General features: G+C 71.2%; 17 protein-coding genes. 6 read left to right on the top strand and 11 right to left on the bottom strand.

The annotated features are described in order from the left end of the window. Positions 1 to 40: 40 nt before the first annotated feature. From AS97_RS30230 to AS97_RS30215, 4 genes are all read right to left on the bottom strand, one after another. Complete coding sequence (locus AS97_RS30230) at positions 41 to 646, bottom strand: short chain dehydrogenase (RefSeq protein WP_210565989.1); 606 nt, start codon at positions 644 to 646, stop codon at positions 41 to 43. A 65-nt stretch (positions 647 to 711) separates the two neighbouring features. Further along, on the bottom strand, positions 712 to 1302 hold the full coding sequence (locus AS97_RS30225; protein ID WP_059147738.1) for a Uma2 family endonuclease: 591 nt from the start codon (positions 1300 to 1302) through the stop codon (positions 712 to 714). Positions 1303 to 1441: 139 nt separating this feature from the next. Further along, positions 1442 to 3868 carry an endopeptidase La gene (lon, locus tag AS97_RS30220; RefSeq protein WP_059147739.1) on the bottom strand — a complete coding sequence of 809 codons (2427 nt, stop codon included), beginning with the start codon at positions 3866 to 3868 and terminating at the stop codon, positions 1442 to 1444. Between the two features lie 75 nt (positions 3869 to 3943). After that, complete coding sequence (locus tag AS97_RS30215; RefSeq protein ID WP_247204530.1) at positions 3944 to 4588, bottom strand: rhomboid-like protein; 645 nt, start codon at positions 4586 to 4588, stop codon at positions 3944 to 3946. A gap of 680 nt (positions 4589 to 5268) precedes the next feature. Here AS97_RS30215 and AS97_RS30210 point away from each other — a divergent pair. The 4 genes from AS97_RS30210 (at position 5269) to AS97_RS30195 (ending at position 12199) form a co-directional block, all read left to right on the top strand. Continuing rightward, positions 5269 to 6021, top strand: coding sequence for a spermidine synthase (locus AS97_RS30210; protein WP_210565988.1), 753 nt, complete (start codon positions 5269 to 5271; stop codon positions 6019 to 6021). Between the two features lie 104 nt (positions 6022 to 6125). Further along, positions 6126 to 6866 (top strand): response regulator transcription factor, encoded by a 741-nt coding sequence (locus tag AS97_RS30205; protein ID WP_086709713.1) that lies wholly within the window; start codon positions 6126 to 6128, stop codon positions 6864 to 6866. A gap of 74 nt (positions 6867 to 6940) precedes the next feature. Then, positions 6941 to 8107 carry an ATP-binding protein gene (locus tag AS97_RS30200; protein WP_125761219.1) on the top strand — a complete coding sequence of 389 codons (1167 nt, stop codon included), beginning with the start codon at positions 6941 to 6943 and terminating at the stop codon, positions 8105 to 8107. Between the two features lie 246 nt (positions 8108 to 8353). Beyond that, on the top strand, positions 8354 to 12199 hold the full coding sequence (locus tag AS97_RS30195) for a multifunctional oxoglutarate decarboxylase/oxoglutarate dehydrogenase thiamine pyrophosphate-binding subunit/dihydrolipoyllysine-residue succinyltransferase subunit (RefSeq protein WP_059147744.1): 3846 nt from the start codon (positions 8354 to 8356) through the stop codon (positions 12197 to 12199). Between the two features lie 489 nt (positions 12200 to 12688). On the opposite strand, the gene AS97_RS30190 is transcribed toward AS97_RS30195, so the two are convergent. Together AS97_RS30190 and AS97_RS30185 are read right to left on the bottom strand one after the other, a co-directional pair. Then, complete coding sequence (locus AS97_RS30190) at positions 12689 to 13069, bottom strand: MerR family transcriptional regulator (RefSeq protein ID WP_059147745.1); 381 nt, start codon at positions 13067 to 13069, stop codon at positions 12689 to 12691. A gap of 308 nt (positions 13070 to 13377) precedes the next feature. Continuing rightward, entirely contained in the window at positions 13378 to 14148 is a 771-nt protein-coding gene (locus AS97_RS30185; RefSeq protein WP_210565987.1) for an SDR family oxidoreductase, read from the bottom strand. A 126-nt stretch (positions 14149 to 14274) separates the two neighbouring features. Between AS97_RS30185 and AS97_RS30180 the strand changes: the two genes are divergently transcribed. Continuing rightward, a complete protein-coding gene (locus AS97_RS30180) occupies positions 14275 to 14457 on the top strand; it encodes a DUF6104 family protein (protein WP_078643568.1) in 183 nt (60 codons plus the stop codon). Between the two features lie 143 nt (positions 14458 to 14600). Here the strand turns inward: AS97_RS30180 and AS97_RS30175 are convergent, their stop codons facing one another. Together AS97_RS30175 and AS97_RS30170 are read right to left on the bottom strand one after the other, a co-directional pair. After that, positions 14601 to 15416, bottom strand: coding sequence for an AfsR/SARP family transcriptional regulator (locus tag AS97_RS30175; RefSeq protein ID WP_059147748.1), 816 nt, complete (start codon positions 15414 to 15416; stop codon positions 14601 to 14603). 22 nt (positions 15417 to 15438) lie between these two features. Then, positions 15439 to 16122 (bottom strand): TetR/AcrR family transcriptional regulator, encoded by a 684-nt coding sequence (locus AS97_RS30170; RefSeq protein ID WP_059147749.1) that lies wholly within the window; start codon positions 16120 to 16122, stop codon positions 15439 to 15441. Between the two features lie 148 nt (positions 16123 to 16270). Between AS97_RS30170 and AS97_RS30165 the strand changes: the two genes are divergently transcribed. Then, positions 16271 to 16891 carry a malonic semialdehyde reductase gene (locus tag AS97_RS30165; protein ID WP_125756186.1) on the top strand — a complete coding sequence of 207 codons (621 nt, stop codon included), beginning with the start codon at positions 16271 to 16273 and terminating at the stop codon, positions 16889 to 16891. 82 nt (positions 16892 to 16973) lie between these two features. On the opposite strand, the gene AS97_RS30160 is transcribed toward AS97_RS30165, so the two are convergent. The 3 genes from AS97_RS30160 to AS97_RS30150 all read right to left on the bottom strand — a co-directional run bounded on the left by AS97_RS30160 (position 16974) and on the right by AS97_RS30150 (position 21285). Beyond that, positions 16974 to 17372 carry a nuclear transport factor 2 family protein gene (locus tag AS97_RS30160; RefSeq protein ID WP_210565986.1) on the bottom strand — a complete coding sequence of 133 codons (399 nt, stop codon included), beginning with the start codon at positions 17370 to 17372 and terminating at the stop codon, positions 16974 to 16976. A gap of 15 nt (positions 17373 to 17387) precedes the next feature. Next, the gene (locus AS97_RS30155) at positions 17388 to 18332 is read right to left on the bottom strand and encodes an NAD(P)-dependent oxidoreductase (protein ID WP_125756190.1); all 945 of its coding nucleotides are present in this window, start codon (positions 18330 to 18332) and stop codon (positions 17388 to 17390) included. Between the two features lie 94 nt (positions 18333 to 18426). Beyond that, on the bottom strand, positions 18427 to 21285 hold the full coding sequence (locus AS97_RS30150; RefSeq protein ID WP_210565985.1) for a non-ribosomal peptide synthetase: 2859 nt from the start codon (positions 21283 to 21285) through the stop codon (positions 18427 to 18429). Positions 21286 to 21424: the final 139 nt, after the last annotated feature.

Raw genomic sequence — 21424 nt, 5'->3', positions numbered from 1 at the left:
AGACCTGTCTGGCTGCCAACGGATCCGGCCCCGTCCCGGGTCAGCCGCGGCCGGGCACGATCACCTGCCCCCGCGCCGTCCCCTCGACGACCTGCGCATACGCCTGTGCCACGGTCTCCACGGGGACCCCCTCGGCGGGGTCCATGCCCAGCTTCTCCAGGGTTTCCCGCACCCATCCCGGGCAGATCGCGTTCACCCGCACGCCGCGCTCCATCTCGATCGCGGCGGCCCGGACGAAGGCGTCGAGCCCCGCGTTCACCAGCGCGCCGAAGGCCCCGCCAGGGGTGGGCTTCTCGAAGACCCCACTGGTGAAGGTGATCGACCCGCCGTCGCGGAGGTGGTGGAGGGCCCGGCGTACGAGGGCGACCTGGCCCAGCAACTTGGCGTCCAGGCCGGTGGTGAACTCCTCGTCCGAGGCGTCCCCGCCGAGCGGGGTGAGCGCGCCGGAGGCGGCGCAGCAGACGACGGCGTCGACGTCCTGGACGGTCGCGAAGAGGTGGTCGAGGGTGGCGGGGTCGGCCATGTCCACGCGCACGGCGCCGGCCGCGCCGGTACGGGAGGCCCGTACGACCTCATGCCGACCTTCGAGGGCGTCCGCCACGGCCCGCCCGATGGTTCCTGTCGCTCCGATCACGATGACCTTCATGCGGCTCAGCGTGCCGGAGCGCGGGGCGCGCCGCCTGGCCCTGTGGGAACCAGGCAGCGCGCGGGTCAGTCGCGGGGGAACTCGTCGGTGGCGAGGGCGAGATCGACGACCGTGCCGGTCAGGTCGACCGGCAGCCCGAAGTCGATGGCGCTCTCGACGTGGTACACGCCGTCCTTGGGCTCGGTGTAAAGGTGGCACTTCCCCGTGTACGGGTCGGCGATCAGATAGACGGGGACCTCAGCCGTCGCATAAGCCGTCTTCTTCGGACCGTAGTCGTTCGCCGCCGTGTCCCTGGAAATCACCTCGGCGACGAATTCGATGTCCTCACAGCGCCACCGGCCCTGCGGGGTCTTCTCGGCACCCTGCGCAACCTTGACGACATCCGGACAGAAGCCGTTCATGTATCCGGGGAAGTCAATGCGGACGTCCGACAGCACGTTCACGTTCATCCCGAAGCGATCTTCGAGAGCCCGCACGGTCCTACGGATGATGTACCAATGGACGTCCCGCTGCGGCGACATGAAGACGGCCCCCCTGACAACCTCGACCTTGTAGCCTTCGGGGACCTGGAACCGCTCCAGCCGGTCGAACATCTCATCCAGGCTGCGGGCATCACTGTCGGCCATCTCGATCCTGTCAGTCTCTGTGACGGTCATCGTGCCGCTCCTCCCCACCGCGCGCACCCGTTGTGCGCGCGACGGTCGGTCCAACGATACGCACGGCCGACGGGTCACGCGTGGCCCGGAATCCCGTTCGACACGGGATCCCGGGCCACGGCGCCACCGGCAGCGTCCGTCACGCCGCTGCCGGAACCTCGGGGACGGCCGCCCGGGCGGGTTCGAGGGCCAGCTCCAGGACTCGGCGGACATCCGAGACCGGGTGGACGTCGAGCTTGTCCAGGACCTCGGCGGGGACGTCGTCCAGGTCGGGCTCGTTGCGCTTGGGGATGATCACGGTGGTCACCCCGGCCCGGTGCGCCGCCAGCAGCTTCTGCTTGACGCCGCCGATGGGCAGCACCCGCCCGGTCAGGGAGACCTCGCCCGTCATCGCCACGTCCGGGCGCACCTGGCGGCCGGAGAGCAGCGAGGCCAGGGCGGTGGTCATGGTGACGCCCGCGCTCGGGCCGTCCTTGGGGACCGCGCCCGCCGGGACGTGGAGGTGGACGCCGCGCTCCTTCAGATCGCCGACCGGCAGCTCCAGTTCCGCGCCGCGGGAGCGCAGGAAGGAGAGCGCGATCTGGGCGGACTCCTTCATGACGTCGCCGAGCTGACCGGTTAGGTTCAGCCCCGCGCCGCCCGTCTCCGGGTCGGCCAGCGACGCCTCCACGAACAGCACGTCACCGCCCGCGCCCGTGACCGCGAGCCCGGTCGCCACGCCGGGGACGGCGGTGCGGCGCTCGGCCGGGTCCTGGGCGGACTCGGGGGTGTGGTGCGGCCGGCCGATCAGCGGGCGCAGCTCCGCCACATCGACGGTGAAGGGGAGTTCGCGCTCGCCGAGCTCGTGCTGGGCCGCGACCTTGCGCAGCAGCCGGGCGATCGAGCGCTCCAGGGTCCGTACGCCCGCCTCGCGGGTGTACTCGCCCGCCAGCTTGCGCAGCGCCTCGTCCGCCACGGTGACCTCGCCCGGCTCCAGGCCGGCCCGCTCCAGCTGGCGGGGCAGCAGGTGGTCACGGGCGATGGTGACCTTCTCGTCCTCGGTGTAGCCGTCCAGGCGCACCAGCTCCATACGGTCCAGGAGCGCCTCCGGGATGGCCTCCAGGACGTTGGCGGTGGCGAGGAAGACCACGTCGCTCAGGTCGAGTTCGACCTCCAGGTAGTGGTCGCGGAAGGTGTGGTTCTGAGCCGGGTCCAGGACCTCCAGCAGGGCCGCGGCCGGGTCGCCGCGGAAGTCGGAGCCCACCTTGTCGATCTCGTCCAGGAGGACGACGGGGTTCATGGAGCCCGCCTCCTTGATCGCCCGGACGACCCGGCCGGGCAGCGCGCCCACGTAGGTGCGCCGGTGGCCGCGGATCTCCGCCTCGTCGCGGACGCCGCCGAGCGCGACCCGGACGAACTTCCGCCCCATCGCGCGGGCGACGCTCTCGCCCAGGCTGGTCTTGCCGACGCCGGGCGGGCCCACCAGGGCCAGCACCGCGCCGCCGCGGCGGCCGCCGACGACGCCGAGGCCCCGGTCGGCGCGGCGCTTGCGTACCGCCAGGTACTCGGTGATCCGCTCCTTGACGTCGTCCAGGCCCGCGTGGTCGGCGTCGAGCACGGCCTTGGCGCCCTGGATGTCGTACGCGTCCTCGGTGCGCTCGTTCCAGGGCAGCTCCAGGACGGTGTCCAGCCAGGTGCGGATCCAGCTGCCCTCGGGGCTCTGGTCGCTGGACCGCTCCAGCTTGTCGACCTCCTTGAGGGCCGCCTCGCGCACCTTGTCCGGCAGATCGGCGGACTCGACCCGGGCCCGGTAGTCGTCAGCCTCGTCAGCCTCGGCCCCGGTTCCGCCGTTCAGCTCGGCGAGTTCCTTACGGACGGCTTCGAGCTGGCGCCGCAGCAGGAACTCGCGCTGCTGCTTGTCGACGCCCTCCTGGACGTCCTTGGCGATCGACTCGGCGACGTCCTGTTCGGCGAGGTGGTCGCTCAGCCTGGTGACGGCGAGCTTCAGCCGGGCCACCGGGTCGGTGGTCTCCAGCAGTTCGACGCGCTGGGCCACGCTCAGGAAGGGCGAGTAGCCGGAGTTGTCGGCGAGCTGCGCGACATCGTCGATCTGCTCCACCCGGTCCACGACCTGCCAGGCGCCGCGCTTGCGCAGCCAGCTGGTGGCCAGCGCCTTGTATTCCTTGATCAGTTCGGTGACGGCACCGGGCAGCGGATCGGGCACGATCTCCTCGACCGTGGTCCCCTCGACCCACAGGGCCGCCCCGGGTCCGGTGGTCCCGGCCCCGATGCGGACGCGGCGCACACCGCGGATCAGCGCGCCGGGGTCGCCGTCGGAGAGCCGGCCCACCTGCTCGATGGTGCCGAGCGTGCCGATGCCCGCGTACGTGCCGTCGACGCGCGGCACCAGCAGCACCTTCGGCTTTCCGCTTCCGCTCCCACTGGAGCGTGCGGCGGCCTGGGCGGCCTCCACCGCGGCGCGTACCTCGGTATCGGAAAGGTCCAGCGGCACCACCATGCCGGGCAGCACGACCTCGTCGTCCAGAGGCAGTACGGGCAGGGTGAGCGGTGTGGACAGCGAAGCCATGATCTCCCCTTCGGCAGGCAACTTGAGTCGGTGGGACTCAAATAAATCAATGCCCACTCAATGCACGGAGGGGCCTCAGGTGTTCCCGGACGCCCGTTCGCTGTGAGCGAAGCCGCCCTCGGCGGCGTCGCTGTCCTTCGAGGAGGGCCGCCACCTGGCATTTCGCCGGACATACGGCCAGCAGACGACGCCGATCAGCAGGGCGAGCCCATGGCCCCACTCGGTGAGCGGATCGAAGTCGACGAGGCTCCCGGCGGCGAGCACGAGGCCGATCCCGCCGAGCAGCACCCAGCGCGGCCGGGGCACCAGCAACCCGGCGAGCGCGGTGACGCAGGCGATCAGCCCGTAGCTGACCCCGTAGTCGAGGCGGCGCAGCGAACTGTCCGGGAGATGCCCGACGGCGACGGAGGCGGCCACCGGCAGCTCGGTGAGCAGCGTCGCCAGCACATGGCCGAGCAGGAACACCCCGGCGGTCCGCACCCCGCCGACGCGCCGCTCCAGCGCGCCGAGCACCAGGGGGAAGACGACCAGATAGGGCGAGGTGACCCCACCCACCGCCCACAACGCGCTGACCAGCAGCGTCAGCAGCGGCCGCTGGGAGAGGTGGGACACATCGGTGCTGGAGTCCGCGAGCAGATCGTGCACGGTGCCGGGGTCGCCGAGACGGGCGTAGAGCCCGGTGCCGAGCAGGACGAGCGTGTAGCCGAGGGTGAACGGCACGCGGATGAGCGTGCGCGGCAGCCGGTTGAGACGGGGCGGCTTGCTGAGGCCCACCGCTGTGGCAGCCGTAAGGCGCCCATGACCCGCCCCGGCGGCCGTAAGGCGCTCGGGCGGCTCCCCGGCTGCCGACCCCTGCGGCGTGCCGGCCCCGACGGCGGCCGGCCCCGTACGCCCTGCCGCCCGCCGCCGACCGGCCGTGCCGACGCACGGACGAGCCCTCCCGGCTACCCCTTGCCCACCCGGGTCACCGCCACCCGCCGCCCGCGCGCCCGGGACTGCCGGACGGCGCCCGGGAGCGGCCGGCGAAGGCCCCGCCGACGCCATTGAGGCCGCCCACGAAGTAGGCCCCGTAGCGGCCGCCGAGGCCGTAAGGGCCACGCCCGAGGCGTCCGCGCCCACCGGCCCCGCCGCCCCAGCGGCATCCGCGTCTCCGGGCTCCGCGTCCGTCGTCCCATGTATCGATGTCGTCAACGCCCGCGCCCCTTCCTCACTCCCTCTGCTCTCCGCATATCCGCGACGACGGGAACAACAACCCTGGGGCCGTGAGTCATGTCACCGTGGCGCCGGCTGTGACGCGGGCGACGTCGCGCCGCCGGACCGCCGATGGAATCGGTTGGACCGGCGCAAGGGGCCGGCGCGAGGATGGCGGCATCAGGACCACCCCGGGAGGACCCCACCCCATGCAGCCGCGACCGCAGCCGCCGTACGACCTCCGCCCCGCCGACGACGACCGGCCGGTGACCGTCGACCGCCGGGAGGGTCCGTACGGCGAAGTGGTGCTGCGGCGGCGCGGCGGCGGGGGGCCGTCGGGGGACGCCGTCTTCGAGATCATCGCCAATGGGTGCTTCCTCATGGACACCTCCGACGGCCGCTCCGAGCGGCTGCTCATCCGCGCCGCCCTCGGCGCGCTGCCCGCCGACCGGCCCTCCCCCGCGCTGCTCATCGGCGGGCTCGGCGTGGGGTTTTCGCTGGTCGAGGCGGTGGCGGAGCCCCGGTGGGGGCGGATCGCGGTGGTCGAGCGGGAGGCGGCGGTGATCGACTGGCACCGCGAAGGACCCCTGGCGGCCGTGACCGCCGGGGCGCTGGCCGATCCGCGCGCCGAGATCGTCCACGCCGATCTGGTCGCCTGGCTGCGGCCCGGCCCGCAGACCCCGCAGGCCCCGCAGAGCTATGACGCGCTGTGCCTGGACATCGACAACGGACCCGACTGGACCGTCACCGAGGACAACTACGGCCTCTACTCCCCCGCCGGGCTCGCCGCCTGCGCGGCGCGCCTGGCACCGGGCGGAGTACTGGCCGTATGGTCCGCGCGGCCGTCACCCGCGTTCGAGGAATCTCTCCGGAATGCCGGGTTCACGCAGGTGCGTACGGAAGAGGTCACCGTTGCCCGGGGTGTTCCCGACGTCGTGCATCTTGCCGTTCGGGGCGCGTAGCAAAGCCGCGTACGCTGGCTTTACGCTTGCTTGCCTACCAAACGCGGCTGAGCGATGACCAGGCGCGAGCCGCGGGTTTCACCGGAAGACGCAGGGGCGGGCGTATGGAGCAGACTCACAACGGTCACAACGGGGCCGCCACGACCACCCCTGGCGCACAGCGCCGGGTCCTCGTCGTCGAGGACGATCCGACCATAGTGGACGCCATCGCGGCCCGGCTGCGTGCCGAGGGGTTCCAGGTCCAGACGGCGGGAGACGGTCCGGCGGCGGTCGACACGGCCGAGGCGTGGCAGCCCGATCTGCTGGTTCTCGACGTGATGCTGCCGGGCTTCGACGGTCTGGAGGTCTGCCGCCGGGTACAGGCCCGCCGTCCGGTGCCCGTGCTGATGCTGACCGCGCGCGACGACGAGACCGACATGCTGGTGGGGCTCGGGGTCGGTGCCGACGACTACATGACCAAGCCGTTCTCCATGCGCGAACTGGCCGCGCGGGTGCATGTGCTGCTGCGGCGGGTGGAGCGGGCGGCGCTGGCCGCGCACACCCCGCGCAGCGGGATCCTGCGCCTGGGCGAGCTGGAGATCGACCACGCCCAGCGCCGGGTGCGGGTGCGCGGTTCGGATGTGCATCTGACCCCGACCGAGTTCGATCTGCTGGTCTGTCTGGCCAACACCCCGCGCGCGGTGCTCTCGCGTGAGCAGCTGCTGGCCGAGGTGTGGGACTGGGCGGACGCCTCGGGCACCCGCACCGTGGACAGCCACATCAAGGCGCTGCGCCGGAAGATCGGCGCGGAGCGGATCCGTACGGTGCACGGCGTCGGCTACGCCCTGGAGACTCCGGCGGCATGAGGAAGGGCCGCTGGGCGCGCAGGGTTCCCGAGGCCTGGCGGGTCCCCGGGGCCCGGGTTCCCAAGGTCTGCCGGATGTACGTCGGCGCCAGGGGCCGGCGGGCGTGGTCCCGCGCCACCTGGGCCCGGATCTGGGAAGCGCTGCGGCCCTTCGACCCGTACCGCTCGGTCAAGGCGGCGCTGGGGGCGCTGGTCATCGGCTCGGTGATCATCACCACCTGGCTGGTCTTCGCGGCGGTGCACTCCGATACCGAGCTGCGCGTGATCACCATCTTCTCGATCATCGCCTCGCTGCTGATCACCCAGTTCGTGGCCCACGGGCTGACCGCCCCGCTGGACGAGATGACCGAGGTCACCCGGGCGATGGCGAACGGCGACTACACCCGGCGGGTGCAGGCGGCGCAGCGCCGGGACGAGTTCGGCGACCTGGCGACCGCGTTCAACCGGATGGCGGCCGACCTGGAGGCGGTGGACACCCACCGCAAGGAGCTGGTCGCCAACGTCTCGCATGAGCTGCGCACCCCCATCGCGGCCCTGCGCGCCGTGCTGGAGAACGTGGTGGACGGGGTCTCGGAGGCCGATCCGGAGACCATGCGGGTCGCGCTGCGGCAGACCCAGCGCCTGGGCCGCCTGGTGGATCAGCTGCTCGATCTCTCCCGCCTCGACAACGGGGTGGTGCCGCTGCACGCGCGGCGGTTCGAGGTCTGGCCGTATCTGGCCGGAATCCTCAAGGAGGCCAGCATGGCCAAGGGCGCGGAATCCCAATCGGGCGCGCACACCCGTACGGACGTCCACCTCAACCTGGACGTCTCGCCGCCCGAGCTGACCGCCCACGCCGACGCCGAGCGGCTGCACCAGGTGATGGCGAATCTCATCGACAACGCGGTCAAGCACAGCCCGGCGCACGGGCGGGTGACCGTGCGGGCCCGGCGCGGTGACGGCGGCCCGGAGAGCCTGGAGCTGGAGGTGCTGGACGAGGGTCCCGGCATCCCGGAGGCGGAGCGGCACCGGGTCTTCGAGCGGTTCAACCGGGGCGGGCTCTCCCCCGACAGTACGGCGCCCGGGGGCCGTCGTCGCCCGGGCCCGGCCAGCGACGGCGGCACCGGTCTGGGGCTGGCGATCGCGCGCTGGGCGGTGGACCTGCACGGCGGGCGGATAGGCGTGGCGGAGTCCCCGCGCGGCTGCCGGATCAAGGTCAGCCTCCCCGGACCGGCCCCGGAATCCCAACCAGCCACCCCCTGAGATCAAAGGTGAAGTAAAGTCGGCCCTGTCGCGCACATACGAGCGGCAGGGGTGCACGTTTGCGCTGCCCCGCGTGAGGAAACACACGAACTCCGGGTGTTTCCCGGTGAGTCATGCGCTGAAACCCGCCAATCAATGTGACTTGCGCGACGATGACCAGTGCGGCCTGCACGTAAGGGTCCAAGGGGCGTAGCCTTAATTCCCGCTGTCCACCACCTTAGGAAGCGGAAGAGGGCGGTTGCCGCCGTGTCGCCACAGTCCCCCAACACCTCGAGCGTCTCGACCGATGAACAGGACGGGCAGGGAAGTAACCCTGCCGCTGCCTTCGGCCCCAATGAGTGGCTCGTCGACGAGATCTACCAGCAGTACCTCCAGGACCCGAACTCGGTCGACCGAGCCTGGTGGGACTTCTTCGCCGACTACAAGCCGGGTCAGGACACCGGCTCCGCGGTGGCCCCGCCACCACAGGGAGTAGCCGCGAGCGCCGCCCCGGCGGCTCCGGCCCAGCCGGCGGAGGCCAAGCCCGCCGTCCCGGCCGCGAAGCCCGCCGAGGTCAAGCCCGCCGCGGCGGCCCCGGCCGCCCCGAAGCCCGCTCCGGCGCAGCCCGCGGCCCCCGCCGCGAAGGCCGCCCCGGCGGCTCCGGCGGCCCCGGCCAAGCCCGCTCCGGTCAAGCCGACCCCGGCCGAGCCGACGGTCTCCAAGAAGGAGCCCGCCGGGCCTTCCGTCGGCCCCGAGCTGGTCACGCTGCGCGGCCCCTCGGCCGCCGTGGCGAAGAACATGAACGCGTCGCTGGAGCTGCCGACGGCCACCTCGGTCCGCGCGGTCCCGGTCAAGCTGCTGTTCGACAACCGCATCGTCATCAACAACCACCTCAAGCGCGCCCGTGGCGGCAAGGTGTCCTTCACGCACCTGATCGGCTACGCCATGGTGCAGGCGCTGAAGGCGATGCCCTCGATGAACCACTCGTTCACCGAGAAGGACGGCAAGCCGACCCTGGTCAAGCCCGAGCACATCAACCTCGGTCTCGCCATCGACCTGGTCAAGCCCAACGGTGACCGGCAGCTCGTCGTGGCCGCGATCAAGAAGGCCGAGACGCTCAACTTCTTCGAGTTCTGGCAGGCGTACGAGGACATCGTCCGCCGCGCCCGCTCGGGCAAGCTGACGATGGACGACTTCACCGGCGTCACGGCCTCCCTGACCAACCCCGGCGGCATCGGCACCGTCCACTCGGTGCCGCGGCTGATGCCCGGACAGGGCCTGATCGTCGGCGTCGGCGCCATGGAGTACCCCGCCGAGTTCCAGGGCACCTCCCAGGACACCCTGAACAAGCTGGGCATCTCCAAGGTCATGACGCTGACCAGCACCTATGACCACCGGGTGATCCAGGGCGCCGCCTCCGGCGAGTTCCTGCGGGTCATGAACCAGCTGCTGCTCGGCGAGAACGACTTCTTCGACGAGATCTTCAAGGCGCTGCGCATCCCCTACGAGCCGGTCCGCTGGCTCAAGGACATCGACGTCAGCCACGACGACGACGTCACCAAGGCGGCGCGGGTCTTCGACCTGATCCACTCCTACCGGGTCCGCGGCCATGTCATGGCCGACACCGACCCGCTGGAGTACCGCCAGCGCAAGCACCCCGACCTGGACATCATCGAGCACGGGCTCACCCTGTGGGACCTGGAGCGCGAGTTCGCGGTCGGCGGCTTCGCGGGCAAGACCATGATGAAGCTGCGCGACATCCTGGGCGTGCTGCGCGACTCGTACTGCCGCACCACCGGCATCGAGTTCATGCACATCCAGGACCCCAAGCAGCGCAAGTGGATCCAGGACCGCGTCGAGCGCAGCCACGACAAGCCGGAGCGCGAGGAGCAACTGCGCATCCTGCGGCGGCTGAACGCGGCCGAGGCGTTCGAAACCTTCCTGCAGACCAAGTACGTGGGCCAGAAGCGGTTCTCCCTGGAGGGCGGCGAGTCCGTCATCCCGCTGCTGGACGCGGTGCTGGACGCGGCGGCCGAGTCGCGCCTGGACGAGGTCGTCGTGGGCATGGCCCACCGCGGCCGGCTCAACGTCCTCGCCAACATCGTCGGCAAGTCGTACGCGCAGATCTTCCGCGAGTTCGAGGGCAACCTCGACCCGAAGTCCATGCACGGCTCCGGCGACGTCAAGTACCACCTGGGCGCCGAGGGCACCTTCACCGGCCTGGACGGCGAGCAGATCAAGGTCTCGCTGACCGCGAACCCCTCCCACCTGGAGGCCGTGGACCCGGTCCTGGAGGGCGTCGTCCGCGCCAAGCAGGACATCATCGGCAAGGCCGGCACCGACTTCACGGTGCTGCCCGTCGCCCTCCACGGCGACGCGGCCTTCGCGGGCCAGGGTGTGGTCGCCGAGACGCTGAACATGTCGCAGCTGCGCGGCTACCGCACCGGCGGCACCGTGCACATCGTGATCAACAACCAGGTCGGTTTCACCGCCGCCCCGGCCGCGTCCCGCTCCTCGATGTACGCCACGGACGTCGCGCGCATGATCGAGGCGCCGATCTTCCATGTGAACGGCGACGACCCGGAGGCCGTCGTGCGCGTCGCGCGGCTCGCCTTCGAGTTCCGCCAGGCGTTCAACAAGGACGTGGTCATCGACCTGATCTGCTACCGCCGCCGCGGCCACAACGAGACCGACAACCCCGGTTTCACCCAGCCGCTGATGTACGACCTGATCGACAAGAAGCGCTCGGTGCGCAAGCTCTACACCGAGTCGCTGATCGGGCGCGGCGACATCACCCTGGAAGAGGCCGAGCAGGCGCTGCAGGACTTCCAGGGCCAGCTGGAGAAGGTCTTCACCGAGGTCCGCGACGCGGTCTCGGCCCCGGCCCCGGCCGAGGTCCCCGAGCCGCAGCCGGAGTTCCCGGTCGCGGTCCAGACGGCCGTCTCCCAGGAGGTCGTCAAGCGGATCGCCGAGTCCCAGGTCAACACCCCTGACCGGATCACCGTCCACCCGCGGCTGTTCCCGCAGCTCCAGCGGCGCGCGGCGATGATCGAGGACGACTCGATCGACTGGGGCATGGGCGAGACCCTCGCCATCGGCTCGCTGCTGATGGAGGGCACCCCGGTCCGGCTCGCCGGCCAGGACTCCCGCCGCGGCACCTTCGGCCAGCGCCACGCGGTGCTGGTGGACCGCGAGACCGGTGACGACTACACCCCGCTGCTGTACCTCGCCGAGGACCAGGCGCGGTACAACATCTACGACTCGCTGCTCAGCGAGTACGCGGCGATGGGCTTCGAGTACGGCTACTCGCTGGCCCGTCCGAACGCGCTGGTCATGTGGGAAGCCCAGTTCGGTGACTTCGTCAACGGCGCGCAGACCATCGTGGACGAGTTCATCGCCTCGGCCGAGCAGAAGTGGGGCCAGACCTCTGGTGTCACGCTGCTGCTGCCGCACGGTTACGAGGGCCAGGGGCCGGACCACTCGTCGGCCCGTATCGAGCGCTTCCTCCAGCTGTGCGCGCAGAACAACATGACGGTCGCCGCGCCGACGCTGCCGTCGAACTACTTCCACCTGCTGCGCTGGCAGGTCCACAACCCGCACCACAAGCCGCTGGTCGTCTTCACCCCGAAGTCGATGCTGCGTCTGAAGGCCGCGGCGTCGAAGACCGACGAGTTCCTCAACGGCTCCTTCCGTCCCGTGATCGGCGACGAGACGGTCGACCCGGCCGCGGTGCGCAAGGTGGTCTTCTGCTCCGGCAAGGTCTACTACGACGTGGCCGCGGAGCGGGACAAGCGCGGTGCGAACGACACGGCGATCATCCGCCTGGAGCGGCTGTACCCGCTGCCGGGTACGGAGCTGCAGGCCGAGATCGCCAAGTACTCGGGTGTCGAGAAGTTCGTGTGGGCGCAGGAGGAGCCGGCCAACCAGGGTGCCTGGCCGTTCGTCGCCCTCAACCTGATCGACCACCTGGAGCTGTCGGTCGGCGCGGACGTCCCCACCGCCGAGCGCCTGGTCCGGGTCTCCCGTCCGCACTCGTCCTCGCCCGCGGTGGGGTCGAACAAGCGGCACCAGTCGGAGCAGCAGGCGCTGGTGAACGAGGTCTTCGAGATCTGATCCACCCCGTTCGACCCGGAAGGCCCGGTCCCGTGCGGGGCCGGGCCTTCCGGCGCTGCCGGTCGGCGTCGGCGAGCTGGTCGCGCAGCCGCTGAAGCTCCCAGCCGACCTTGTTGGTGGCCTGCAACGCCCGGCGTCGCAGGGTGCGCGCATGGGCCATCACCTCGGTCGAGCAGGGCCGTCCGGTGGCCTTGGCGGCATGGGTGAGAAGCTGGATCCCCGTTCCGCCGCTCCGCGCCCGGCTCCGGCACCAGCTCCCCGCCGACGGGTCCGTCCTGCATGGGTCGCCCCCGCGCCGTTGCGGACGCTCCGCAACGCGTGCGGGCTGCCGCAACGCCCCAGAGCCCGCACATCGTGAAACGTACCCCCGGCGCCTTGGCCGGTTTCACGAAAGCAGGTCAACGATGCCGAACCGCCCCCGTCCCGCCGTCCTCACCCTCACCGCCGCCGTGCTCTCCGGCGCCGTCCGCGCGCTGGTGTCCTGGCTGCTCAGCCGGACGACGCAGTGACCGCGACCCGGTCGCCGGAGGCGATGGCCAGCCGCTCGGCGAGTTCGTCGCGCACCCGCGCGAGGGTGGCGATCCGGTCGTCCAGCACGCTCAGGCGGCGGCGCCCGACGTTCAGCATCGCCTCGGAGGGGCGGCTGCTCGGCAGGTCGCCGTCCAGGCAGGCGCCGAAGTGCTCGATGTCCTCCAGCGTGAGCCCGGCGTCCAGCAGATAGCGGATGTTGGCCACCCGCTGGATCGCCCGCTCGTCGTAGACCCGGTAGCCGTTGACCGCGCGCGCGGAACTCAGCAGTCCTCGCTCCTCGTAGAAGCGCAGGGCCCGGGTGGTGGCACCGGTGGCCTTCGCCAACTCCCCTATCCGCATGCGGCGACACTACCCGCGGGCGGGTCCGGCTGTTCCTTCCCCTCCCCGCCCCTTCCCGCTACCAGGGGCTCCGCTCCTGGACCCCGGGGGCGACGAGCCGATCGCCGCCGCGATCAGCTCATCGGCCAGGGCCTCGACCGCGCCACCTGCGGCGCGGTGGTCGAGCCGCCGGCCGGTGACCGGGCGGACGCCCGCGCCATCCAGGTCGTCCGGCCGGGGTCTGGGGCGGACCGCCCGTCGCGGGAAGGGCGGGAAAGAGCGGGGAAGGGAGCAGCCCGCCGCAGGCGGCACAGATCCGCCGGGCGCCCCTAGCCCACCAGGGCTCCGCCGTCCACGGGCAGGACGACGCCGGTGGTGTAGCCCGCCTCGGGTCGGGCGAGCTGGGTGATCCAGAAGGCGACCTCGTCCACCTGGCCCAGCCGCCGCAGCGGGACGTGCTCGATCAGGGTCGTCCGCAGGGCGTCGATCTGCTCGGCGTCGAGCCCCTGGTGCCGCCCGATCGAGGTGGCGATGGGGCCGGGGGCCACACCGGCCACGCGCACGCCGCGCGGCGCGAGTTGCACCGCCCAGCTCCGTGTCAGGGTGTCCAGGGCGGCCTTCAGCGCGGCATACAGCTCCGTGCCGGGCATCGGCCAGCCGCGCCGGCCGATCGCCGTACTGACGTTGATCACCACACCGGCGCTCTCGCTCAGCTGCGGAACGGCGGCCTCGGTGAGGTACATCGGCGCGAGCAGGTTGACGGCGATCATCTCCTCCACGGCTTCCCGCCGGATGTCGCCGAACGGCGCCTGCCGGACCACGGCGGCGTTGTTGACCAGCACGTCGATCCGGCCGAACGCCTCCAGCGCGGTGTTCACGATCAGTCCGGCGGCGCCGGGCGCCGCGACGTCGGCCACCAGCGGCCGGATGCCCGGCGCGGCGGCGGCCGTCTCGGCGAGCCGGGCCGCCGTCCGGCCGACCACCAGGACCTGGGCGCCCTGCTCGGCGAAGGTCCGCGCGGCGGCCCGCCCGATTCCCGTGCCCCCACCGGTGACGATCACCGCTGTGCCGTCGAAGGGTGCGGCTGTCATGTCTGTCATGCCAACGCACCGTAAACATTGACGCCCGCGTCAAGGTCAACTCCGGCGGCCCTCGGGTCGCCCACCGGGCCGCGGCGCCGCATATCCTGGGCGGGTAGATCCACACCATCCCTACCGGAGCGACCCTTGTACTTCACCGATCGCGGTATCGAGGAGCTGGAGCAGCGACGCGGCACCGAGGAGGTCACCTTCGAGTGGCTCGCCGAGCAGCTGCGGACGTTCGTCGACCTGAACCCGGACTTCGAGGTTCCGGTGGAGCGGCTGGCGACCTGGCTGGCCCGGCTCGACGAGGAAGACGACGACGTCTGAGGGCGAACGGCGTCCGAGCGCGAACGGCGTCCGAGGGCGACGATGTCCAAGGGCGACGATGTCCAAGGGCGAACGGCGTCCGAGGGCGAACGCCATCTGGGCGCGCCGCCGCCTAAGCGCCGCGCGACCCTACCGCCCACCCGTCACGCCACCACCGGACCGCGCCCCGGCGCGCCCGCCTCGTGGTCCAGCCGGGGGTCGGACACCAGCACCGCCTGCTGCAGCCGCTGCAGCTTCGCCGAGGGTTCCAGCCCCAGCTCCTCCGTCATCGTCATCCGCAGCCGCTGATAGACGGTCAGGGCGCGGGTGCGCTGACCGGAGCGGTGGAGGGCGAGCATGTACTGCCCGTGCATGCCCTCGTGGAAGCGGTGCTCCACGACCAGCGAGGCGAGGTCGCTCAGCACCTCCAGATGGCCGCCGAGCCGCAGCCGGGTCTCGATCCCGCGCTCGGTGACCGTGAGCCGGGACTGCTCCAGCCGGGCGACCTCCGCCTGCAGCGGGCGGCCGTGCGGGGTGACGTCGACCAGGGCCGGGCCCTGCCAGAGGGCCAGCGCCCGCCGGAAGGAGAGGTCCGCCGTCCGCTCGTCGCCGGCCTCCAGCGCGCCTTCGCCCTCGGCGACGAGGGCGCGGTACTCATGGACGTCGAGCTGGCCCGGCCCCACCACCATGGCGTAACCCCCGGGCCGGGTCTGCAGCACATCCCGGGTGACGGCGGCCGACGGCATCCCCAGCACCTCGGCGAGCAGCTTGCGCAGATGCAGGATGTACGTCTGCAGCGTGGTCAGCCCGGTACGCGGCGGATGGTCGCCCCACAGCTCGGCCATCAGCGACTGCACCGGCACCATCCGGCCGGCGTGGAGCAGCAGCAGGGACAGGACCTTGCGCGGCTTCATCGCGCTGGGCACCCCGGACCGGGCGCCGAGGCCGAGTGTCAGCGGTCCGAGCACGCTCACCCGCATGGGTGGCACCTCTCTTCGGGCTTCATGGGCGGTAGGCACGGACGAGCAGGTCGGCCGCGCCTTCGCAGACGGCCGCGGCCGCCGCGTCGGCGAGCGGGCAGGTGCCGTACATCGACTGGTAGAGCCCCTGCTGGACGATCAGGGCCACGAACTGGCGGGCCGCGGTGGCCGGTTCCGGCACGTTCAGCTCGCCGCGGCCGGTGCGCCGGCCGAGCATCTCGGCGAGGTACGTCACCAGCTGCTGGGGCTCCCCCTCGGCGCATGCGGGGCGCAGCGAGGGGTGGCGGGCGACCTCGGCGATGACCAGGCGGCGCAGCGCGGAGGCCCGTTCGTCGAGGAGCACGGCGAGCACCCGGTGGCCGAAGTGGATCAGCGCGGTGCGGGGGTCGCCGCCGTCGTGCGCCTCGGCGGGCTCGGTGCCGTCCGGTCCGAGGGCGTACGGGGAGCCGGTGGCGAAACCGGCCGCGACCCGCTCGCGCTCTTCCTCGACGGCGGCGATGAACAGCCGTTCCTTGTCGCCGAAGTGGTTGTAGACGGTCTGCTTGGACACGCGGGCCTCGTCCGCGATGACGTCCACGCTCGCCCGGTTGTATCCCTCGCGCAGAAAGACGGCCACGGCCGCCTCCAATATCGCCTGCCGCTTGGCGGGCTGGGGACCCGCGGGCCGTCCCGCGGCGCTGCGCCGGGGACCGCTGTCCGTCCGCAACGGCCCAACCTCCTCGTTCCGAGCCGGTCTTGCCCTCGATGGACTTGTGAGTCTAGCCTTCGTTTACCGCAATGGACTAGCCCGTCCAGTCCAATTAATTCATCGGCAGATCATGTCGTTTCCTCACCGCTTCACAAGGAGAGCTCCCATGAGCGCACCGGAGAGCAGCGGGGCCCTGAGCCCCCTCACCCTGGCACCGGAGGCGCAGCGGCAGCTGTTCCTGGAGGCCCGGACGGCCAACACCTTCACCGACGAGCCGGTGACGGACGAGCAGGTCCGCGCGATCCACGAACTGGTCAAGTACGCCCCCACCTCGATGAACCAGCAGCCGCTCCGGGTGGTCCTGGTGCGCTCGGAGGAGGCGCGCGGCCGGCTGGTGGCGCATATGACGGGGCGCAACCAGGAGAAGACGGCCAAGGCGCCGCTGGTCGCGGTGCTCGCCGCGGACCTGGACTTCCATGAGGAGCTGCCGCGGCTGGTGCCGTTCATGGAGAACCCGCAGCAGATCTTCGCCGACCCCGGCACGCGGGAGGCGTCGGCGCGCTTCAACACCGCGCTGCAGGTGGGCTACTTCATCCTGGGCGTGCGCGCGGCAGGGCTCGCCGCCGGGCCCATGATCGGCTTCGACCACGCGGCCGTCTCCAAGGAGTTCTTCGAGGACGGACGGCACGCGGCGGTGTGTGTGGTCAACATCGGCAAGCCGGGCCCGGACGCCTGGATGGGGCGGCTGCCGCGGCTGGAGTACGAGGAGGTCGTCCGCACCGTCTGAGACCTCTTCCGGAAGAGCGGCCGTCCGCTCCCGTACCTTCTCTGCGCGGGAGCGGACGGCCGGCGGGGCTTGTCGGTTTCGGTCAGCTCTCGATCAGTTCATGGAACGCCACGGTGTCGAAGATGTCCTCCATCCTCGCCGCCTTGCCGTCCCGCATCGTCCACGAGTGGACGAAGTCCAGCGTCACGGTCGTACCGCGGAGCGAGGTCACCTCACGGGTGCCGAACACCACGACCCGGTCGCCCTGTTCGATGAACTCCTTCGGCGCGAGCCTCATCCCGCCCAGCACGGTCGGCACATGGGCGAGGAAGTCCTTGATCCCCGCATGGCCCAGCTTGGTGCCGCCCAGCCCGTACTTGGCCATTCCCTCCGGATGGACCCACTCCACATCGGGGTGCATGCCCGACAGGATCCCCTCGATGTCGCGGTCGCGGAAACCCGCGTAGGAGGCGCGAATGGCCTCGATGTTCGCTGATGCCATGGTGGTGGCCACTCCTCAGACGGCGGTGTGCCGCGGCTCGGACGGAAGGTGCTCGGGGTGGAGCGCCTGGAGCGTGCGCCGCACGCCCTCGCGCCACGGCACCCGGCAGGGTCCGGTGATCTCGCGCCGCCGGGTGGGGTCGAATTGATAGGTCTCACGGGTGACCTCGCTCGGCACGAGCCGGGCCCGCACTCCGGTGAGCTCCTCCAGATGGCGCACGCAGTCGGTCATCCCGACCGCCTCGTCACCGCCCCAGTTGACCAGCGTGGCCGGGGCCGAGGCGGCGTTCCACAGATGGGGCACGTGGGCGACGAGATCATCGGTGTGGAGGAGCGAGCACCAGTTCTGGCCCTCCATGGGCACCGGTATCGGCTCGCCCGCCAGCATCCGCTTGAAGTAGAGCATCGGCACCCCGCCGTAGCCGCCGGGGCCGTAGGCGATGTTGAGCCGGGCGATGGTCGTCGGCAGGTTCAGCACCTGGGCGAACGCCCGTGCCGCGCCCTCGGCGGCGATCTTGCCCACCGGGTAGGCGGGCAGCCAGTCGGCCACTCCGTCGACGGGGTCGTCCTCCGTGTACGCGTGGTCGAGGGTCTGCCGCTTGTAGAGCGCTCCGGTGGAGACGAAGAGGAACGCCTCCGCCCGCCGGCAGTGGCTCATCAGCCGGCCGGTGGCCACCGAGTTGACCTCGATGGCCGCGTTGACGTCGCCGTCCTCACCGCGGCGCACCGCCGAGTGGAAGACATGGGTGAAGTCGTCCGGCAGCCCCTCGTACCCGGCCGCGCCCAGGTCGTTCATGTCCCAGTGGAACGTGGTGATCCCCTGGTCGTTCAGCTCCTTCTCGACACCGGGGGTGCCGAACCGGCCCAGACACCACACCTCATTGCGCTCGGCCAGCGCCTCGGCCACCGGCCGGGCGACCTGCCCGGTGCCCCCGGTGACCAGGATCTTCTTGCCTTCCACCCTGCTCTTCTCCTTGTGCCTGGCCCGCTCGGGCCGCTGCCTGGCCCCGTCGGGCCGCTGCCTTTCGTCGGGCCGCTGCCTGGCCCGCTCGGGCCTATGCCTGGCCCGCGGTCCGGGCCCGGTCGGCGTCGCCCAGCGCACGGTCGAGTTCCCTGCGCAGCACCGCCTGGAAGGCCGCGACATGTCGCGGGCCCATCAGTGTGTAGTGCTCACCGGGCACGTCCAGATACCGGTTCGGCTCCGTGGTGTGCTCGTCCCACCGGCGCAGCTCGTTCTCCAGCCAGTCCTCCTTGGTGCCGCGCAGCGGGATCGCGTAGAAGACCGTCATGGAACGGGTGGTGCCGCTGGGGTGGTAGTCGCGGCCCAGGGTGGTGAGGCCGTGGGCCAGCTCCGCCCAGGCGGTGAACGTGTCCAGGTCCAGGTCGAGTTCGTCCAGCCGGCCGCGCGGGGCGATCCGCAGCAGATGCGCGAGCTGCTCCTCGCGGGGCAGGGGGCGTAGCTCGGCGGGGAGGTCGAGCGACTGCTTCTTGTTGATCAGGTCGAGGAAGAAGGCGAGGTTGGTGGCGGTCTCGACGAAGTCGAGTTCCTCCATGCGGTACTTGATGTGCGGCGGAAGGTTGAAGCTGCCGACGAAGTCGACCCGCTCGCCCTGGGCCTCCAGCGCCTTGGCGATCTCGAAGGCCACGGCGCCGCCGTAGGAGTAGCCGGCGACGGCGTAGGGGCCGTGCGGCTGGCGGGCGCGGATGGCCTCCACATAGCACTCCACCATCTCCTCGAAGCTGGTGAAGGGCTTCTCGTGCTCGTTGAAGCCACGGGCGCGCAGCGCGTAGAACGGCCGGTCGCCGACGAAGTACTTGGCGAGGTTGACGAAGACCAGCACCTCGCCGACGCCGGGGTGGACACAGAACAGCGGGGTCTTCTCGCCGCCGGTCTGCAGCGGTACGACCGGGTCGTACGCCGCGGCGCCGGGCGCGCCGCCGTCGCCGAGCCGGGCGGCGAGCTGCCGTACCGAGGGCGCCGTGAGCACCGTGATGACCGGCAGGTCCGCCACGCCCAGGCGCCGGTGGACCTGGCGCCGCAGCCGCAGGATGTCCAGCGAGGTGCCGCCCAGGTCGAAGAAGCCGGCGGTGGCGCTGATGCGCTCCGGGACGGTGTCGAACATCTCGGCGTAGATCTCGGCGAGGATCCGCTCGGTCTCGCCCTCGGGCGGGGTGTGGCCGCCGAGCCGGCGGGTGGTCAGCTCCGCGAACCGCTCGATGACCTCGTCGTATCCGCCGGACTCCAGCCGGTGGCGCATCCGTCGGCGCAGCGTCTTGCCGAGGCTGGTCTTGGGGAAGGCGTCCTTGGGCAGCGGCAGGATGAGGAAGGGCCGGAAGCCCCAGTGGATCACGACGGTGGAGCGCACCGCTGTGATCATGCGGTGCAGCCCGGCCTCGTCGTCGTCCGCCGGTTCGGGGCTGACGGCGATGACCAGTTGCTCGGTGTCGCTGCCGGGGCGGCGGGTCGGGAACGCCGCCACAAAGCCGCTCGCCACGTCGTCGAGCTGCTCCAGGGCGGCCTCTATCTCATGGCTGAAGTAGTTGACGCCATTGACGATGACGCTGTCCTTGCTGCGCCCGACGAGGGTCAGCCGGCCCTCGTCGATCCGGCCCAGATCGCCGCTGCGGAACCAGCCGTCGGGCGTGAACGCCGCCTCGGTGGCCGCCTCGTCGTGGTAGTAACCGCTGGTGATCATCGGCCCGCTGAGCTGCAACTCGCCGATCTCGCCCGCGGGCAGCGCCCGGTGGTCGTCGTCGGCGACCCGGATCCGCAGCCCCTCGACGGGGGTGCCGAGGTTGGCGAACTCCTGGCCCACATCGGTGACCGGGAACGCGCGGTTGTAGATCGATCCGGCACAGGTCTCGGTCATGCCGAAGGCGGGCCAGAGGGCCCCCTCCCGCAGTCCGTACGGAGCGTAATGGGCGAGGAATGCCTCACCGGTAGCGACGACATTCGCCTCACCGCCGCTGACGATATGGCGCAGCGCGCTGAGATCGAGCCCTTCACCACCCGCCGATATCTCCTCCGCTATCTCATGGACGGAGGAATTGAGCGGGCCGAGGAGGAAGTTCGGCGTAAAGGTCATCGTGACCTTGTGGCGGGAGATGATCCGGAGAAACCGAAGCGGCTCCTCGAGAATGACCGCGGCTTCCGCGTGCAATTGCTCGGCGCCCACGTACAACGGCAGCATATGCGCTTCCAAGAGCGCGGCCACATGGTCGTAGGAAATCCAGTTGAAGGTGGTGTCGGCGGCGGTGAGCTGTTGTTTCCCCGCCTTTCCGGCCATCGACGCCAGGATATTTCCATGGGTGAGCGTGACCGCCTTGGAATTCCCGGTGGAGCCGGAGGTCAGCACCAGCAGGGCAAGGTCCTCCGAGGCCGCGGAGTGCACCGCGGGCGTCCGCCCGCGCTCGGCGCGGGAGGGGTCCGCGGCCTCGTCCCGCAGCTCCTCCACCACGGCCACCGCGAGGCCGGGCACCTCCGGCAGCTCGGCGCGCATCGCCTCGGTGGTCACCAGCAGGGGACCGTCCAACAGCCCGTTGACATGGGCGAGTTGGGCCGACCAGCGGGCCGGGTCACCGGGGATGAGCACCATCGGGCAGGGCACGAAGCCGCCCAGCAGGCAGGCCCAGAGGACGGTCAGGAATTCCGGCTGGCGGTCCAGCAGCAGGGCCACCGTGTCCCGCGGCCGCAAACCCCGGCCCCGGAGTGCGGAGAGGAGGCCGAGCGCCGATTCCAGGAGTTCCGGGTAGGACTGCCGCACGGATTCGCTCGCCGTCGGCCCGACCAGATAGCGCACCCCCGAATGGGCGTGGTCACGCGCCGCCCGCAACAGCAACTGGGCAACCGAGAGCGGCTCCGGGCCTTCCTCTGGTGCCGATGGTGCCGAGGTATTCAAGGGTTGTGACGTCATTCCCCCCACGGCCCTCTTCCTTCCCGATTCCGAGGCCACGAAGGTAACAGTCCCAAACATTTGTCTCCACGACGCCCTACCAGCGCTCTAGCGAGACTCTAGCGGCGAATTCCCGGGGAGCGGGATTTTCTCGAAGAAG

The sequence above is a fragment of the Streptomyces sp. AgN23 genome (genome assembly GCF_001598115.1).
GTDB classification, from domain to species: Bacteria; Actinomycetota; Actinomycetes; order Streptomycetales; family Streptomycetaceae; genus Streptomyces; species Streptomyces antimycoticus.
Note: the sequence above shows the minus strand (reverse complement) of the source record. Positions and strands in the feature narration are given on the sequence as shown.

Coding starts and splice junctions, on each gene's coding strand:
- lon (WP_059147739.1), bottom strand. CDS start 3,868: ATGGCTTCGCTGTCCACACCGCTCACCCTGCCCGTACTGCCTCTGGAC.
- AS97_RS30175 (WP_059147748.1), bottom strand. CDS start 15,416: ATGCGGGTGAGCGTGCTCGGACCGCTGACACTCGGCCTCGGCGCCCGG.
- AS97_RS30150 (WP_210565985.1), bottom strand. CDS start 21,285: ATGACGTCACAACCCTTGAATACCTCGGCACCATCGGCACCAGAGGAA.
- AS97_RS30210 (WP_210565988.1), top strand. CDS start 5,269: ATGCAGCCGCGACCGCAGCCGCCGTACGACCTCCGCCCCGCCGACGAC.
- AS97_RS30185 (WP_210565987.1), bottom strand. CDS start 14,148: ATGACAGACATGACAGCCGCACCCTTCGACGGCACAGCGGTGATCGTC.
- AS97_RS30190 (WP_059147745.1), bottom strand. CDS start 13,069: ATGCGGATAGGGGAGTTGGCGAAGGCCACCGGTGCCACCACCCGGGCC.
- AS97_RS30230 (WP_210565989.1), bottom strand. CDS start 646: ATGAAGGTCATCGTGATCGGAGCGACAGGAACCATCGGGCGGGCCGTG.
- AS97_RS30165 (WP_125756186.1), top strand. CDS start 16,271: ATGAGCGCACCGGAGAGCAGCGGGGCCCTGAGCCCCCTCACCCTGGCA.
- AS97_RS30160 (WP_210565986.1), bottom strand. CDS start 17,372: ATGGCATCAGCGAACATCGAGGCCATTCGCGCCTCCTACGCGGGTTTC.
- AS97_RS30200 (WP_125761219.1), top strand. CDS start 6,941: ATGTACGTCGGCGCCAGGGGCCGGCGGGCGTGGTCCCGCGCCACCTGG.
- AS97_RS30205 (WP_086709713.1), top strand. CDS start 6,126: ATGGAGCAGACTCACAACGGTCACAACGGGGCCGCCACGACCACCCCT.
- AS97_RS30225 (WP_059147738.1), bottom strand. CDS start 1,302: ATGACCGTCACAGAGACTGACAGGATCGAGATGGCCGACAGTGATGCC.